Below are 15726 nucleotides of genomic sequence, written 5' to 3'. Positions count from 1 at the left end.
GAGGCCGGACGCGACAAGCGAAGCGTGACGGCCTGAAGAAACGGGCCGAAATGAAACAGGGCGAACGCGAACGCGTCAGTCCACGAGGCCGTCGGCGGCCTCGACCTCCTCGCGGGTGATGCCGAGCAGGTACAGCACAGTGTCCAGGAACGGCACGTTCACCGCGGTGTGGGCGGCCTCGCGGACCACCGGCTTGGCGTTGAAGGCCACCCCGAGACCGGCCGTGTTCAGCATGTCCAGGTCATTGGCGCCATCACCGATCGCGACGGTCTGCGCCAGCGGTACCCCGGCCTGGGCGGCGAAACTGCGCAGCAGACGGGCCTTGCCGGCCCGGTCGACCACGTCGCCGACGACCCGTCCGGTGAACTTGCCGTCGACCACCTCCAGCGTGTTGGCGGAGGCGAAGTCGAGTCCGAGCCGTTCCTTCAGATCGTCGGTGACCTGCGTGAACCCGCCCGACACCACGCCCACCTGGTAGCCGAGCCGCTTCAACGTACGGATCAGGGTCCGTGCCCCCGGCGTCAGCCGCACCTCGGCCCGCACCTTGTCCACCACGGAGGCGTCGAGCCCCGCCAGCAGCGCCACCCGCGCGTGCAGCGACTGCTCGAAGTCGAGCTCGCCGTGCATCGCCCGCTCGGTCACCTCGGCGACCTTGTCCTCACAGCCGGCGTGGGCGGCGAACAGCTCGATGACCTCGTCCTGGATGAGCGTCGAGTCGACGTCCATGACGACCAGCCGCTGTGCCCTGCGGCTCAGCCCGGCCGACACCACCGCGACATCGACGCCGATCTCGGCGGACTGCGTCGCCAGGGCCGTCCGCAGTTCTTCGGTGCCCGTTCCGGAAACCGCGAACTCGACGGCCGTGACCGGGTACTTCGCGAGCCGGAAGATCCGGTCGATGTTGCCGCCCGTCGAGGTGATCCTGGCCGCTATGGCGGCGGTCGACTGCGCGGTCAGCGGGTGCCCGAGCACCGTCACATGGGAGCGCCCGAAGCCGCGCGGACGGTTGTCGCCCGTACCGGAGATGATCTCGGCCTGGAGCTTCAGCGACTCCGCCCAGCTGTGCACGGTCGCCCGCAGATCACCCTCGGTGGCGCCGCCCGCGTTCGGCGTGGTGATCAGCGCACACAGGACTATGCGGCCGCGGGTGACGACCTGCTCGATGTCGACGACGTCGACCGAGTAGGCCGCGAGAGTGTCGAAGAGGCCGGCGGTGATCCCGGGGCGGTCCTTCCCGAAGATCTTCACGAGAAGGGTGGGGGTGTCGGCGCCCTGACGGGACTCGACGGGCGCGGGAGACGGCGAGGACTGAGGTGGCTGCGATGCGCTCATGGTGCTTCCACCGTATCCGTCCGCCTCCTCGCCCCGGAGGTCCGTCCCGAGGGCCGGACAGCGGGCCTCCGCCGTATTCCGTGGCCCCCGTACGCCCGGAGCGCGCCCGCGACGCGGCGCATAAGCGGCCGCTTCGTCCCCCAGGACCGGAGGCGTCCGGGCCTGCCGCCGACCGGCCCCGCCCCCTCACGTTCACGCGGACTTCGCCGGCGTTCACGCAGATTTCGCCCACGTTCGGGCGGACTCGGGAGGGCTTGCCGCCCCCGGGCCGTTCGTCCCGACCCGGGGGCGCGGGCCCGCGCCCGGCAGAGCCCTCGTCCCGCCCGACTTCCGTATCCGGGATCCCGCCTGGAATAGTTCCCCACGATGTTCAGCATCCCTAGACCCCCTGTGACGGGGGTCACTCGGGGGACAACAAGTGGGGCGCGGAGTGCCGGAACTCGTACTTGAATTGAATGGCAGGACCTGGACGCTCGATCCGTCGAGGTCGTACACCGTGGGGCGCGATCCGCAGGGGGACCTGACGATCGAGGACGCCAGGGTGTCGTGGCGGCACGCCACGATCAGCTGGGGAGGCCGTGGCTGGGGCATCGAGGACCACGGCAGCACGAACGGCACCTACGTCCAGGGCCGTCGCATCCAGCAGATGGAGATCGGCCCCGGCGTCGCCGTACACCTGGGCAACGCCCAGGACGGGCCGCGGCTGAGCTTTGCCGCCGCCGGCACGGATCCCGCCGCGGGCGCCGGTGCGTACGGCGGGCAGGGCCCGGGCGCTCAGCAGCCCCAGCAGGTGCCCGCTCAGCAACCCCAGCAGGGGGGCGCGGGCTGGCAGGGCGGCCAGGCGCCGGCCCAGCAGCACGGCGGCTGGCAGCAGGACCCCCAGGGCCACCAGGCCCAGCAGTCCGTGCAGCCCCAGGTCCCGCACCAGCAGGGCACGGCGAACCCGCCCGGTCCGCAGGGCACGGGCCCCACGCCCGGCGCGGCCGGGCCCGGCGGTGTCGCGGGGGCCCCGTCGGTGCGCGGTGACCGCAGCCCGACCACCTTCCACCAGCTGGCCCTCGGCCGCGTCATGCGCATCGGCCGTGCGCTGGAGAACGACCTGGTCGTCTCCGACCTCCAGGTCTCGCGGCACCACGCCGAGTTCCACGCCACGCCCGACGGGCGTTTCGAGATCCGCGATCTCGGGTCCCACAACGGCACCTACGTCAACGGCCAGCCGCTTCCCAAGTCCGGCTCCGCGTTCATCGGCCCGAACGACATCGTCGGCGTCGGCCACTCGACGTTCCGCCTGGTCGGCGACCGGCTGGAAGAGTTCGTCGACACCGGTGAGGTCTCGTTCTCCGCCCGCCACCTCACGGTGACGGTCGACGGCGGGAAGCAGATCCTCAAGGACGTCTCGTTCGGCGCACCGGAGAAGTCGCTCATCGCGGTCATCGGCCCGTCCGGTTCCGGCAAGTCCACCCTGCTCAAGGCGCTCACCGGTTACCGGCCCGCCAACGAGGGCGACGTCCTCTACGACAACCGGGACCTGTACAAGCAGTTCGCCGAGCTGCGCCAGCGCATCGGTCTGGTCCCGCAGGACGACATCCTGCACAAGGAACTCACGGTCACCAAGGCCCTCAAGTACGCGGCCAAGCTCCGTTTCCCCGCGGACACCACCGAGGCCGAGCGCGAGGCCCGCATCCACGAGGTCCTCGCCGAGCTCAAGCTCGACATCCACAAGGACAAGAAGGTCACCTCGCTCTCCGGTGGCCAGCGCAAGCGCGTCTCGGTGGCGCTGGAGCTGCTCACCAAGCCGTCGCTGATCTTCCTGGACGAGCCGACCTCCGGCCTCGACCCGGGCATGGACCGTGATGTCATGCAGCTGCTGCGCGGACTGGCCGACGACGGCCGCACGGTCCTCGTCGTCACCCACTCCGTGGCCGAGCTCGCGCTCTGCGACAAGCTGCTGGTCATGGCGCCGGGCGGTTCCGTCGCCTACTTCGGTCCGCCGGAGGAGGCGCTCAACTTCTTCGGCTACACCACCTGGGCGGACGTCTTCTCCGCGTTCGAGAACTACCGCGAGTACGACTGGGCGGGCCGCTGGCGCGGGTCGCAGCACTACCAGATGTACGCCGCGGACGTCGACGCCGTCGCCGCCCAGCCCGTACCCATGACGTCCCCGCAGCAGATACGCCCGCCGAAGCCGCAGAGCTGGTCGGCGCAGCTGTGGACGCTGATCCGCCGCTACCTCTCGGTGATCGCGTCCGACAAGGGCTTCATGGGCCTGATGGTGGTCCTGCCCGCCGTGCTCGGCCTCGTCAGCGTGGTCATCCCGGCCAAGTTCGGCCTGGCCGCGCCGGAGCCGCCCTCCCGGTTCAACGGAGCCGCCGGAACGATCATGCTGATCCTCGCGGTAGGCATGTGCTTCTCCGGCGCGGCCAACTCCGTACGAGAGCTGATCAAGGAACGCGTCATCTACGAACGGGAACGGGCCACCGGCCTCTCCCGCTCCGCCTATCTGATGTCCAAGGTGATCGTCCTCGGACTGATCACGGCCGTCCAGGGCGTCATCATCTGCGGCATCGGCTTCGCCACCCGCAAGCTGCCCGACGAGGGCCTGATCATGCCGCCCGCCGTCGAACTCTGCGTGACCATCATCGTGCTCGGCTTCACCTCGATGATGTTCGGTCTGGTGATCTCCTCGCTGGTGAAGACCTCCGAGAAGACCATGCCGCTGCTGGTCATGTTCGCGATCGTCCAGGTCGTCTTCACCGGCATCCTCTTCCAGGTGTTCGGATCGCCCGGCCTGGAGCAGTTCGCCTGGCTGATGCCGTCCCGCTGGGCCATCGCCGCCGCGGGCGCCACCCTCGATCTCTCGCATCTCATGGCGCCGTGGGACCCGAAGAACCCGACCGACCTGGACCCGCTGTGGGAGCACTCGGCCGGCCAGTGGGCGCTCGACGTCTCGGTGCTGCTGTTCCTCGGCATCGTCTGCGGCTTCGCGGTCGCACGACTGCTGCGCCGCCACGAGCCGGAGGTCATGCGCAAGTAGTGCCCCTCCCGCGGGCCGCGCGAGCGGTCGCGGGCACCGGAACGCACGACGCCGGAGGGCGGCACCCCGCACAGGGGTGCCGCCCTCCGGCGTGTCGCGTGGTCGGTCCGAAGGTGCGGGCCGTATCTGCCGAGCCGGTCAGTACGCGCTGTTGACGTTGTCGATCGAGCCGTAGCGGTGTGCGGCGTAGTTGGCCGCGGCCGTGAGGTTGGCGACCGGGTCGTAGATGTTCTTCGAGGTGCCGGGCACGTGGTACGCGTCGAACGTCGGCTGGATGACCTGGAGCAGGCCGCGGGACGGGACGCCGTTGCGGGCGTTGATGTCCCAGTTGTTGACCGCGTACGGGTTGCCGGAGGACTCCCGGATGATGTTCTTGTGCAGACCGTGGTAGCTGCCGGGGATGCCGTGCGTCTGCATGACGTCCAGGGCCTCCCGGATCCAGCCGTCCAGGTTGTTCGGGTAGACCTGGGTCCGGGCCTGCGAGCGGCTGGCGACATCCTTGACCTCGGTCCGCGACCGGGCCTCGGCGGTGGCCTTCGCCTTGGCGGCGGCCTGGGCCTTCTTCTTGACGGCGGCTTCCTTGGCCCGGACCAGGTCGGCGGCCTTCACCAGCTTCTCGGCGGTGGAGTGCTGCACGATGACGCTGTTCTGCAGCGCCTTGGCGGCCGGGTTGCCGGCGACCGAGCCCAGCACCACGGGGGCGGCGGACACGGGGGCCTCGGCCTCGGACCTGGACTCGGCGTTGGCGGGGGCCAGCGAGAGCGAGACCGACGCGGCGGCGATGGCGGCGACACCTGCGAGAGAGAACTTCTGGGCCTTGTTCAGACGACTACGACGGGCGGGGACGCTGGACACGGTCATACAGAGATACCTCTTCGAATCGCGGGAGTCCTCACGGAGGACCAGGACGGGAAGCGCTGTGTGCGCACCTCCGTCGGGGACGAGAGCAATTCTTAGCGCCAGCAAAATTTGGTGGCAAAGGTGTGACGTACGACCCCGGATAGTGGACCGCGGCGGCCTGCGGCAGTGGTGGCCCGCGGTCCTGCTCATTGATGCGGCGCTTATGCGGCTACTAGCCGGCTTCGTAAGTGATATGGGTCCTATGCCCGGTCTCACATCGGGCGCCCAGCAAACTAACGAACAGTTGCTCAAGCAATTCGGAGCGTGAGGGGTGCAGTGCGGACCCTCGGGAGGCGCTCGTGCCGGCCCGACGGCGCGGCACGCGTCCCCGCCGGGCGCGCGCAGAACCGGCCTAGTCCCCGGGGCCCAGACTGCGGCCGTCCACAGGCCGATACGGCGTACGCATCCCGCTTGTACGGTGAGGCCATGAGCCATCGCCCACCGTCGGGCCTCGCAGCGGTGAGTGCCGCACTGCTCGCCATGAGCCGGCCACTCGAAGTGCGCGACGTCCTGAAGACGATCGTCGCCTCGGCCCGCGAGCTGCTGGACGCCGAGTACGCCGCCCTGGGGGTCCCCGACGACCACGGAGGGTTCGCCCAGTTCGTCGTCGACGGCGTCAGCGACGAGCAGTGGAGGGCCATCGGCCCCCTGCCCCGGCAGCACGGCGTCCTCGCCGCGATGCTCCACGACGCGAGGCCCGAGCGCCTCGCCGACGTCCGCAAGGACCCCCGCTTCGGCGGCTGGCCCGCGGCCCACCCCGATATGTCCGACTTTCTGGGCCTGCCCATCCGCGACGGCGACGAGACCATCGGCGCCCTCTTCCTCGCCAACAAACGCTGCCCGAAACCTGAGGGCAGCTGCGGTTTCACCGCGGCGGACGAGGAACTGCTGTCGATCCTCGCCCAGCACGCGGCGATCGCCCTCACCAACGCCCGGCTGTACGAACGCAGCCGTGAGCTGACCATCGCCGAGGAGCGCTCCCGGCTGGCCCACGAACTGCACGACGCCGTCAGCCAGAAGCTGTTCTCGCTGCGGCTGACGGCCCAGGCGGCCACCGCCCTCATCGACCGCGACCCGGGCCGCGCCAAGGGCGAGCTCCACCAGGTCGCCGCGCTCGCCGCCGAGGCCGTGGACGAACTGCGCGCCGCCGTCGTCGAACTGCGCCCGGCCGCCCTCGACGAGGACGGCCTCGTCGCCACGCTGCGCACCCAGATCCAGGTCCTGGACCGGGCCCACACCGCCCGGGTCACCTTCGAGAGCCAGGGCGTCCGGGCCCTGCCCGCGGCCCAGGAGGAGGCCCTGCTCCGGGTCTCCCAGGAAGCCCTGCACAACGCCCTGCGCCACTCGGGCGCCGCCCACGTCGATGTCACCCTGACCCGGCACGGCGACGGCACACGGCTGCGGATCACCGACGACGGCGGCGGCTTCGACCCCGCGGCGACCAGGCAGGCGGGCCGCCACCTGGGCCTGGTCTCGATGGGGGACCGTGCGAGCGGGGTCGGCGGAAGGCTCACCGTTGAATCGGAGCCCGGCAAGGGCACCACGATCGAGATGGAGATACCCGGTGGCTGACAAGATCATCAGGGTGCTGCTGGTCGACGACCACCAGGTGGTCCGCCGCGGCCTGCGTACGTTCCTGGAGATCCAGGGCGACATAGAAGTGGTCGGTGAGGCCGCCGACGGCGCCGAGGGGGTGGCCAGGGCCGAGGAACTCCGTCCCGACGTCGTCCTGATGGACGTCAAGATGCCCGGCACCGACGGGATCGAGGCCCTGCGCAGGCTCCGTGAGCTGGACAACCCGGCCAAGGTCCTCGTCGTCACCAGCTTCACCGAGCAGCGCACCGTGGTGCCGGCCCTCCGGGCCGGGGCCTCCGGCTATGTGTACAAGGACGTCGACCCGGACGCACTGGCCGGGGCCATCCGCTCGGTGCACGCGGGCCACGTGCTGCTCCAGCCGGAGGTCGCGGGGGCCCTGCTCGCCCAGGACGACGGGGGCGGCGGCACGGGACGGGGGAGCACCCTCACCGAACGGGAACGGGAAGTGCTGGGACTGATCGCCGACGGCCGTTCCAACCGCGAGATCGCACGGGCTCTCGTGCTCTCCGAGAAGACCGTCAAGACACATGTGTCGAACATATTGATGAAGCTCGACCTCTCGGACCGGACCCAGGCGGCCCTCTGGGCCGTACGGCACGGTGCGGCCGGCTGAGCGGAGCACCGCCGCGACCGGAAACCGCCCCACGGCGGCGCCGCCCGCCCGGCGAGAGGCCCGGCCCCGCCCTCCCACGCCCCGGCGCCGTGCCTCCTACGGGGCGCCCCGGATCCACCGCTCCCGCTCGCGCTCCTCCACACAGGCGTTGTACGCGGCGACCTGCGCCCGCCGGGCCACCCGCTCGACCGGCCGCAGCGCCTCCGCCCGGGCCGCGATCTGCGAGGAGCTCACCGCCCCGCCGTGCTCGTTCCCGTACGCCACCGAGATCAGCAGCCCGACCCGCTGCGCCAGCTCCAGCACCCGCACCGCCCGCGGCGGATAGCCCGGGGCCAGCACCTCGCGGCTCCGTTCCACCCGTGCCCGGTACGCGTCCACCGCCGCCTCCGCCATCGGTCCGGAACCGGCCACGTCCAGCCGCGACAGCAGCGCCGTGGCGTCCCGCAGCGCCTCGGCGAGCTCCCGCTCCGCCTCACCCAGCGACGGCACATCGGCGGGCGGTGCCTCCCGCACCGGCAGGCACCGCCACACCACCTCGATGTGCAGATCCCCCTCCGGCCCCCGTTCGCTCACCTCGGGAACCAGCCCGTACAGGGCGCCGAAGGCGATCACCGCCTCCTGCGCATCCAGCGCCCGCGCGTTGAACTCCGGCGGCCCGCTCAGCCCCAGCGGATGCCCGGGGACCGGCAGCGCGACCCGGAAACCGCTCACCCCCAGAGCGCGCAGCCGCCCGAGCGCCAGCGTGAGCGCCACCGGCTCCTCCTCGCCCGGCAGCCCGTCCACACGGTGCACGGCGTCCTCCCCGACGATGGCGAGTGCCGCTTCGTCGGGTGATACGAGTCCCGCGAGCAGCGCGTTTCCCCAAGCGGCCAGCAACCCTGAGCGTGGTTCCGAGAGCATGGGGACAGCCTAGGGAACCGGCCGCTGTCCCGGGGCCACTCGGGCCCAGCGCCGGGCACTCTCCCGCAGTGGCGTAGATTTCCCTGGGAGCTGTGCCCACAGGCACGCGACGATCTCGACACTGCATGGGGAGACAACGCGCCATGAGCGATGTACTGGAGCTGGTGGACGTATCCGTGGTCCGCGACGGACGCGCTCTGGTGGACGACGTCTCCTGGCAGGTCAAGGAGGGGGAGCGCTGGGTCATCCTCGGCCCGAACGGCGCCGGCAAGACCACCCTCCTCAATATCGCGTCCAGCTACCTCTTCCCGAGCACCGGCACCGTCAACATCCTCGGCGAACAACTCGGCGGCGTCGGCACCGACGTCTTCGAACTCCGTCCCCGCATCGGCATGGCGGGCATGGCCATGGCCGAGAAGCTGCCCAAGCGCCAGACCGTCCTGCAGACCGTGCTCACCGCCGCCTACGGCATGACCGCCACCTGGCACGAGAGCTACGAAGCCGTCGACGAGGAGCGCGCCCGCGCCTTCCTCGACCGCCTCGGCATGAACGAGTACCTCGACCGCAAGTTCGGCACCCTGTCCGAGGGCGAGCGCAAGCGGACGCTGATCGCCCGCGCCATGATGACCGACCCCGAACTGCTGCTCCTGGACGAGCCCGCGGCGGGACTCGACCTCGGCGGCCGCGAGGACCTGGTCCGTCGCCTCGGCCGACTGGCCCGTGACCCCTACGCCCCCTCCATGATCATGGTCACCCACCATGTGGAGGAGATCGCCCCCGGCTTCACCCACGTCCTGATGATCCGTCAGGGCAAGGTGCTCGCCGCGGGTCCGATGGAGACCGAGCTCACCTCGCGCAACCTCTCCCTCTGCTTCGGCCTGCCGCTCGTCGTCGAGCACACCGGCGACCGCTACACGGCCCACGGGCTTCCGCTGTCCTGAGCCGCGCCTCCGCGAGCCGGAGGAACGCCGGCCACGGTCGGCCACCGGGGCCGCGAGGGTCCGACGGTCGAAGGGGGAGGCCCCGTCCGGCCGGGGCCGTCCGCCCCCGGACCCGCCGATCCGCCACAGACCCGTTTCCCGGCCGGCCCGCTGTGCGGCGGCCCCGCTCCGTCCGGCCGCCTTTTCGGCCGGGCCGCCCCGGCCGCATCCGCCGCCGACTCCCGGTGGCCATCGCTCGGAGACGGCCGTCTCCCACCGGGTGGCCGACGGCCAGAGGGTGCATGGGGCGCGGGCCGGCCGAGGCTGTCCGCTTGCACCCTGTCCGCGAGGGCGTCCGCGGTCCTACCATGACCACGTGGACATCGACGCATGGGTGTGGTGGCTGATCGGCGCGGCGGGCTTGGGCATCCCGCTCGTCCTGACGGCGATGCCCGAATTCGGCATGTTCGCCGTCGGAGCGGTCGTCGCCGCGGTCGTCGCCGCCCTCGGCGGTGGCGTCGTGGTCCAGGTGCTGGTGTTCCTCGCGGTCTCCGTGGCGCTCATCGCCGTGGTCCGCCCGATCGCCAGCAGACATCGCGCCGACCGACCCCAACTCGCCACGGGAGTCGATGGCCTGAAGGGCCGTCAGGCGATTGTCCTGGAACGGGTCGACGGCAACGGCGGCCGGATCAAGCTGGCCGGGGAGATCTGGTCCGCCCGGGCTCTCGACGGCGGCCAGAGCTACGAACCTGGCCAACAGGTCGATGTCGTCGACATCGACGGAGCCACAGCAGTCGTCATGTGACCGAATCACCCCCACGGCAGCGCACGTTCTGTCAGACTCGAAATCGATCATCATGAGATCGGGGGCGCGCACGTCCGAGGCCTCCCGCGATCTCGACCTCGATCACCGCGATCCGTCGGCAACCGAAGGGCAATGAGGAACACGATGCAACCGGTCATCATCGTCTTGATCATTCTGGTGGTGCTCGTCTTCATCGCCCTGATCAAGACGATCCAGGTCATTCCGCAGGCCAGCGCCGCCATCGTGGAACGCTTCGGCCGCTACACCCGCACGCTCAACGCGGGCCTGAACATCGTCGTTCCGTTCATCGACACCATCAGGAACCGCATCGACCTGCGTGAACAGGTTGTTCCGTTCCCGCCCCAGCCGGTGATCACCCAGGACAACCTGGTCGTCAACATCGACACGGTCATCTACTACCAGGTGACCGACGCCAGGGCCGCCACCTACGAGGTCGCCAGCTACATCCAGGCGATCGAGCAGCTCACCGTCACCACCCTCCGCAACATCATCGGTGGCATGGACCTGGAGCGGACCCTGACCTCCCGCGAGGAGATCAACGCAGCCCTCCGCGGCGTGCTCGACGAGGCGACCGGCAAGTGGGGCATCCGCGTCAACCGCGTCGAGCTCAAGGCGATCGAGCCGCCCACCTCCATCCAGGACTCGATGGAGAAGCAGATGCGCGCGGACCGTGACAAGCGCGCCGCGATCCTCCAGGCCGAAGGAACCCGCCAGTCCGCGATCCTCACCGCCGAGGGTGAGAAGCAGTCCGCGATCCTGCGCGCCGAGGGTGAGGCCAAGGCGTCCGCCCTGCGCGCCGAGGGTGAGGCCCAGGCCATCCGTACCGTCTTCGAGTCCATCCACGCGGGCGACCCGGACCAGAAGCTCCTCTCGTACCAGTACCTCCAGATGCTCCCGAAGATCGCCGAGGGCGACGCCAACAAGCTCTGGATCGTGCCCAGCGAGATCGGCGACGCCCTGAAGGGTCTCAGCGGGGCCTTCGGCAACCTCGGCAACGGCGCTCCCGGATTCGACACCAGCGGCAAGGAGCGTCGGGAACAGCCCCCCGTCGAGTGATGAGTACATGCCCTCGTGCATGATCGGTGCACGACGCATCGACCATGCACGGGGGGAGCCGACATGACCATCTGGGAGATGCTCGCCGTCTTCGTGGCGGGCATCGGCGCGGGCACGATCAACACGATCGTCGGGTCGGGGACGCTGATCACCTTCCCGGTACTGCTCGCCACCGGCCTGCCCCCGGTCACCGCAACCGTCTCCAACGCGCTCGGCCTGATCCCCGGCTCGGTCAGCGGGGCCATCGGCTACCGCGCGGAGCTCGCGGGGCAGAGCCGGCGTGTCCTCAAGCTCGCCGTCGGGGCGCTGGTCGGCGGGTTCACCGGTGCCACACTCCTGCTGGCCCTGCCGTCCACGGCCTTCGAGACGATCGTTCCGATCCTGGTGACCCTGGCCCTGGTCCTGGTCATCCTGCAACCGCGCATCAGCCGGGCCGTGCAGCGACGGCGCGAGCGCGACGGCGGCCCCGTCCGTGCCGACGGAGGACCGCTCCTCTTCACCGGGCTGATGCTCGCCAGCGTCTACGGCGGCTACTTCACGGCCGCCCAGGGGATCATCTACCTCTCCCTGATGGGGATGCTGCTCGATGACACCATGCAGCGGCTCAACGCCGTCAAGAACGTCCTGGCGGCCGTCGTCAACAGCGTCGCCGCGCTCTTCTTCCTCTTCGTCGCGGATTTCGACTGGACGGCCGTCGTGCTGATCGCGGTCGGCTCGGCACTGGGCGGCCAGATCGGCGCCACGATAGGCCGCCGCCTCAGCCCCACCGTGCTGCGCGCCCTCATCGTCGTGGTCGGCACGGTCGCCATCGTCCAGCTGCTGCTCCGCTGACGTGCCGGATGTCCGCCCTCGCCGGGCAAGGCCCGCCCCGCGGGGGGACGGGCTTCCGGCAGGCTCTTCATGCCTGTTCCATGCCTATGCGACGGCGTGATCCAGCCATTCTGGCAGCGTGGACCGGGCGTCGGTTCCCAGCGCCAGCAGCATCGCCTCGGCGGGGGAGGGGACGAACGGCCGGCGCAGCAGCGGCATCCCTGCCTGCTCCGGCGTCCGTGCCGCCTTGCGGTGGTTGTCCTCGGCACAGGACGCCACCGTGTTCAGCCAGGTGTCCTGGCCGCCCTGGGCCCGCGGGACCACGTGGTCGACCGTGCTCGCCCGCCGCCCGCAGTACGCGCACCGGTGCTGGTCCCGTATCAGCACCCCCCTTCTGGACCACGGGGCCTGTCTTCGGAACGGCACCCGTACGTACCGGCAGAGCCTGATCACCCTGGGTACGGGGATGTCCAGGGCGGCGCCGCGCATGCGGAGTTCCGGGTGGGACTGTTCGACGACGGCCTTGTCCTGCAGTACCAGCACCACCGCACGGTTCAGCGACACCGTCGACAGCGGCTCGAAGCTCGCGTTCAGTACCAGTGTGTCCCGCATCTCGCCCACCTCCCGTGTGCTGCCCGCCCCCTGGCAGGCCCGGATCAACTCTGGCCGGGGTGGCTGTGAGGGACAACGCAATAAAAAACTGCCCTGTCCTGGTCACCTCAGGACCAGGGCAGGGCGAACAACGGGGGAACTCTCGGTTCCGGCGGCCGATCGGGGCGATCGCAGGGGGCTACCGCGCCGGAGCCTCGTACTCACCGATCAGCTGGGCACGGCCCAGCGTGTGGAAGCGCAGGTTGAACCCGACGACCGCAGGCGACACGTCGCCGTCGATCCCGAGCTTCTCGCTGTCGACCGCGTACACGGTGAAGACATAGCGGTGGCTCTCCCCGGCGGGAGGCGCGGCACCGCCGAAGTCCTTCGTCCCGTAGTCGTTGCGGGCGTGCACCGCACCGGCCGGCAGCCCGGCGAACTTCCCGCTGCCCGCCCCGGCCGGAAGCTCGGTGACCGAGGCCGGGATGTCGAAGAGCACCCAGTGCCAGAACCCGCTGCCCGTAGGGGCGTCGGGGTCGAAGCAGGTCACGGCGAAACTCTTGGTCTCCGCAGGGAAGCCCTCCCACCGCAGCTGCGGCGAAGTGTTCCCGGCCGCCAGCACCTGATTGTCCGCCAGCACGGCCCCGGGGGCGAGATCGTCGCTCACCACCGTGAACGACGGCACCTCGGGGTGGAAGTCGTGCGGCAGCGGCGCCCTCTTCTGCTCGGTCACGTCAGCACCTCTCCTGATCGCCCTGCCGCCGTCGGCAGGTCTTCCCCCGACCCTAAGGGCTGTCCCCTCGTACTCCGGTGGGCGCGGCGACGGCTGCGGGACCTCGCCGCATTGTCGTAACGCCCGCGTACACCCGGTACGCGGGCGCCCCGCGCCGTGCGAGGCACCACATCCGGCGCAGCGGGCGCCACTCCGCCGCGGATGACGGGACGGCCCTTGATGCCGTGGCCGGCGATGCCCGTCCTGCGGGGCAACCGTTGCCGGCCCGTGCGACGGGGCGAACGCTGCCTGATGCGGCACTAGAACCAGTTGTGCCGGCTGCCGACCTCGGCGAGCCACTGGTCGAGGTACGCCGCCCAGTCCGTCGTGCGGAAATCATGCAGCCCGACCTTGAAGGAGCGGTATGTGTCGCTGCCCTCGCTGAAGAGACCCGACTTCTTGTCCATCTCCAGGACGACGTCCATCTCGCGGTCGTCCGCGACGAACGACAACTCCACCTGGTTCAGCCCGCGATACCGCGACGGCGGGTAGAACTCGATCTCCTGGTAGAAGGGCAGCCGCTGACGCGTTCCCCGAATGTGACCGCGCTCCATGTCCGCACTGCGGAAACGGAAGCCGAGCTGCCCGAAGGCGTCGAGAATCGCCTCCTGAGCCGGCAGCGGATGCACGTTGATCGGGTCCAGATCACCCGAGTCCACCGCCCGCGCGATCTCCAGTTCCGTGGTCACGCCGATGTGCATGCCGTGCAGGTGCTGACCGGCGAACATCGTGATCGGCGTCTCCCACGGTATTTCGAGGCCGAACGGCACGACGTGCACCGCACCGGCCTGCACCTGGAACGCGCCACCGAGCCGCAGTCCGGTGAACCCGATGTCCTGCTTGATCTCTGTGTCCTGCCCCTCGGCCTCGACCCGGGCCTGCAGCCCCACGGAGAGTCCCTCGATCTGCTGATCCACGCTCCCGCCCTGGATCCGCACTTCGCCCCGGACGACCCCACCCGGTACGACGTCGAGTTCGCTGAGCTCGGTCTCCACCGAAGCACCACCGGCACCCAGGCTCGCGAGCAGCCGCTTGAAGCCCATGTTCTCTCCTCCTCGATCCTGTCCCCTCAGCGCCGCCCCGTGAGCCGTGGTGGATCAGCGCGCGGCGTCGGATGCGGTGCATCGCAAGGCCGAGGGGCGCCCGCATACAGGACGTGTGCGGGCGTTCCGGCAACGCGGCGAGGTGCCGCGGCCTTCATCGGGCGCCCGCCAGAGATGACGGGACAGCCTTAGATACGCGGCAAGACCGTGGCCGGTTCCCGGTACCCTCGAACGCCATGACCGAGGGTCCGGAACGCACACCGCTCACACGCGACTTCTTCGACCGCCCCGTGCTGGACGTGGCCCCCGACCTCCTGGGCCGGATCCTGGTCCGCACCACACCGGACGGCCCCATCGAGCTCCGCCTCACCGAGGTGGAGGCGTACGCCGGCGAGGTCGACCCCGGATCACATGCCTTCAGAGGCCGCACCGCGCGCAACGAGGTGATGTACGGCCCGCCCGGCCACGCGTACGTCTACTTCACGTACGGCATGTGGCACTGCCTCAATCTGGTGTGCGGCCCGGAAGGCATGGCCAGCGGGGTCCTGCTCCGGGCGGGCGAGATCCAGGTGGGCGCCGAACTCACCCGTGGGCGCCGAACCTCGGCCCGCAACGACAGGGAACTGGCCAAAGGCCCCGCCCGGCTGGCCACCGCCCTCGACATCGACCGCGCGCTCAACGGCACCGACGCCATCGCTCACCCCGGCAACGCGCTGCACCTGCTGCACGGCGCCCCACCGCCCCGCGGCCAGGTGCGCAACGGTCCACGCACCGGTGTCGGCGGCGACGGAGCCACTCACCCGTGGCGCTTCTGGATCGACGGCGACCCCACGGTGAGCCCCTACAGGGCCCATGTGCCACGCCGCCGCGCAACTTGACTCGGCCATGCGGACCACCTAATGTGTTCCGAGCCGTTTGAAACGAGCACTGTTCGACGCGGTCCACCGGATCTGCTGAAGCATCTCGAAGCGGCACACCACTACCTACGACACACACCCCAGGGTGTCTTTTCGTCGTGCCGTAATTCGGATCGAATTGGCTTGATTATGAGCCGTTCAGAGAATCGGTTAACGTAGTGGCCACGCCGAAAGGCGAAGGCCTTCCAACGGCCACCGGAATTGGAATTCGGACCGGAAACGGAACGGAAAAAGAATCTGGTACGGTTGGGCTCGATGGAAAGGGAAACGCGAAAGCGTGGATCTGGAAGTCGAGTGAAAATTCTTCTGCTTCGCAGGAGGCCCGTTTCGACCGGGAATCGGACGCGAAAGAGTCTGATAGAGTCGGAAACGCAAGACCGAAGGGAAAAAGCCCGGAGGAAAGCCTGGACCGGATG

15 protein-coding genes are annotated in these 15726 nt (G+C 70.0%); 9 read left to right on the top strand and 6 right to left on the bottom strand.

Annotated features, from left to right (window positions below; all coding sequences use genetic code 11):
- Positions 1 to 75 precede the first annotated feature (75 nt).
- On the bottom strand, positions 76 to 1332 hold the full coding sequence (gene serB, locus ACIHCL_RS00075; protein WP_399854969.1) for a phosphoserine phosphatase SerB: 1257 nt from the start codon (positions 1330 to 1332) through the stop codon (positions 76 to 78).
- Between the two features lie 418 nt (positions 1333 to 1750).
- Between serB and ACIHCL_RS00070 the strand changes: the two genes are divergently transcribed.
- Entirely contained in the window at positions 1751 to 4366 is a 2616-nt protein-coding gene (locus tag ACIHCL_RS00070; RefSeq protein WP_399854966.1) for an FHA domain-containing protein, read from the top strand.
- Positions 4367 to 4504: 138 nt separating this feature from the next.
- Here ACIHCL_RS00070 and ACIHCL_RS00065 read toward each other — a convergent pair whose 3' ends face one another.
- Positions 4505 to 5227: a transglycosylase SLT domain-containing protein gene (locus ACIHCL_RS00065; RefSeq protein ID WP_399854963.1), complete on the bottom strand. Its 723-nt coding sequence runs from the start codon at positions 5225 to 5227 to the stop codon at positions 4505 to 4507.
- 465 nt (positions 5228 to 5692) lie between these two features.
- Here ACIHCL_RS00065 and ACIHCL_RS00060 point away from each other — a divergent pair, with 465 nt between their 5' ends.
- Entirely contained in the window at positions 5693 to 6838 is a 1146-nt protein-coding gene (locus ACIHCL_RS00060) for a GAF domain-containing sensor histidine kinase (protein ID WP_399854960.1), read from the top strand.
- On the top strand, positions 6831 to 7475 hold the full coding sequence (locus ACIHCL_RS00055) for a response regulator (protein WP_399854957.1): 645 nt from the start codon (positions 6831 to 6833) through the stop codon (positions 7473 to 7475). Before ACIHCL_RS00060 ends, ACIHCL_RS00055 begins: the two co-directional genes overlap by 8 nt.
- Before the next feature lie 96 nt (positions 7476 to 7571).
- Here the strand turns inward: ACIHCL_RS00055 and ACIHCL_RS00050 are convergent, their stop codons facing one another.
- A complete protein-coding gene (locus ACIHCL_RS00050; RefSeq protein ID WP_399854955.1) occupies positions 7572 to 8375 on the bottom strand; it encodes a hypothetical protein in 804 nt (267 codons plus the stop codon).
- Positions 8376 to 8518: 143 nt separating this feature from the next.
- On the opposite strand from ACIHCL_RS00050, the gene ACIHCL_RS00045 reads away from it, so the two are divergent.
- The 4 genes from ACIHCL_RS00045 (at position 8519) to ACIHCL_RS00030 (ending at position 12008) form a co-directional block, all read left to right on the top strand.
- Positions 8519 to 9316: an ABC transporter ATP-binding protein gene (locus ACIHCL_RS00045; RefSeq protein ID WP_399854953.1), complete on the top strand. Its 798-nt coding sequence runs from the start codon at positions 8519 to 8521 to the stop codon at positions 9314 to 9316.
- 355 nt (positions 9317 to 9671) lie between these two features.
- Positions 9672 to 10100 carry an NfeD family protein gene (locus tag ACIHCL_RS00040; RefSeq protein ID WP_399854950.1) on the top strand — a complete coding sequence of 143 codons (429 nt, stop codon included), beginning with the start codon at positions 9672 to 9674 and terminating at the stop codon, positions 10098 to 10100.
- A gap of 144 nt (positions 10101 to 10244) precedes the next feature.
- Complete coding sequence (locus ACIHCL_RS00035) at positions 10245 to 11177, top strand: SPFH domain-containing protein (RefSeq protein WP_399854947.1); 933 nt, start codon at positions 10245 to 10247, stop codon at positions 11175 to 11177.
- 63 nt (positions 11178 to 11240) lie between these two features.
- The gene (locus tag ACIHCL_RS00030) at positions 11241 to 12008 is read left to right on the top strand and encodes a sulfite exporter TauE/SafE family protein (protein ID WP_399854944.1); all 768 of its coding nucleotides are present in this window, start codon (positions 11241 to 11243) and stop codon (positions 12006 to 12008) included.
- An 84-nt stretch (positions 12009 to 12092) separates the two neighbouring features.
- Here the strand turns inward: ACIHCL_RS00030 and ACIHCL_RS00025 are convergent, their stop codons facing one another.
- From ACIHCL_RS00025 to ACIHCL_RS00015, 3 genes are all read right to left on the bottom strand, one after another.
- A complete protein-coding gene (locus ACIHCL_RS00025) occupies positions 12093 to 12599 on the bottom strand; it encodes an HNH endonuclease (RefSeq protein ID WP_399854941.1) in 507 nt (168 codons plus the stop codon).
- Positions 12600 to 12777: 178 nt separating this feature from the next.
- Positions 12778 to 13311 carry a YbhB/YbcL family Raf kinase inhibitor-like protein gene (locus tag ACIHCL_RS00020; RefSeq protein WP_399854938.1) on the bottom strand — a complete coding sequence of 178 codons (534 nt, stop codon included), beginning with the start codon at positions 13309 to 13311 and terminating at the stop codon, positions 12778 to 12780.
- A 299-nt stretch (positions 13312 to 13610) separates the two neighbouring features.
- Entirely contained in the window at positions 13611 to 14393 is a 783-nt protein-coding gene (locus tag ACIHCL_RS00015) for a sporulation protein (RefSeq protein ID WP_399854936.1), read from the bottom strand.
- Between the two features lie 236 nt (positions 14394 to 14629).
- On the opposite strand from ACIHCL_RS00015, the gene ACIHCL_RS00010 reads away from it, so the two are divergent.
- Entirely contained in the window at positions 14630 to 15271 is a 642-nt protein-coding gene (locus ACIHCL_RS00010) for a DNA-3-methyladenine glycosylase (protein ID WP_399854933.1), read from the top strand.
- Between the two features lie 197 nt (positions 15272 to 15468).
- A partial coding sequence (locus ACIHCL_RS00005; RefSeq protein ID WP_399854930.1) for a hypothetical protein occupies positions 15469 to 15726 on the top strand: 258 nt, incomplete at its 3' end.

Origin of the sequence: Streptomyces sp. NPDC052042 (assembly GCF_044548345.1) — a bacterium.
Classification (GTDB): Bacteria; Actinomycetota; Actinomycetes; order Streptomycetales; family Streptomycetaceae; genus Streptomyces.
This window is presented reverse-complemented; position numbering and strand designations above follow the sequence as displayed.

What these genes read in the sequence shown, in the direction of transcription:
- serB (WP_399854969.1), bottom strand. Translation starts at nt 1,332, where the DNA reads ATGAGCGCATCGCAGCCACCTCAGTCCTCGCCGTCTCCCGCGCCCGTC.
- ACIHCL_RS00025 (WP_399854941.1), bottom strand. Translation starts at nt 12,599, where the DNA reads ATGCGGGACACACTGGTACTGAACGCGAGCTTCGAGCCGCTGTCGACG.
- ACIHCL_RS00030 (WP_399854944.1), top strand. Translation starts at nt 11,241, where the DNA reads ATGACCATCTGGGAGATGCTCGCCGTCTTCGTGGCGGGCATCGGCGCG.
- ACIHCL_RS00010 (WP_399854933.1), top strand. Translation starts at nt 14,630, where the DNA reads ATGACCGAGGGTCCGGAACGCACACCGCTCACACGCGACTTCTTCGAC.
- ACIHCL_RS00015 (WP_399854936.1), bottom strand. Translation starts at nt 14,393, where the DNA reads ATGGGCTTCAAGCGGCTGCTCGCGAGCCTGGGTGCCGGTGGTGCTTCG.
- ACIHCL_RS00035 (WP_399854947.1), top strand. Translation starts at nt 10,245, where the DNA reads ATGCAACCGGTCATCATCGTCTTGATCATTCTGGTGGTGCTCGTCTTC.
- ACIHCL_RS00050 (WP_399854955.1), bottom strand. Translation starts at nt 8,375, where the DNA reads ATGCTCTCGGAACCACGCTCAGGGTTGCTGGCCGCTTGGGGAAACGCG.
- ACIHCL_RS00065 (WP_399854963.1), bottom strand. Translation starts at nt 5,227, where the DNA reads ATGACCGTGTCCAGCGTCCCCGCCCGTCGTAGTCGTCTGAACAAGGCC.
- ACIHCL_RS00060 (WP_399854960.1), top strand. Translation starts at nt 5,693, where the DNA reads ATGAGCCATCGCCCACCGTCGGGCCTCGCAGCGGTGAGTGCCGCACTG.
- ACIHCL_RS00045 (WP_399854953.1), top strand. Translation starts at nt 8,519, where the DNA reads ATGAGCGATGTACTGGAGCTGGTGGACGTATCCGTGGTCCGCGACGGA.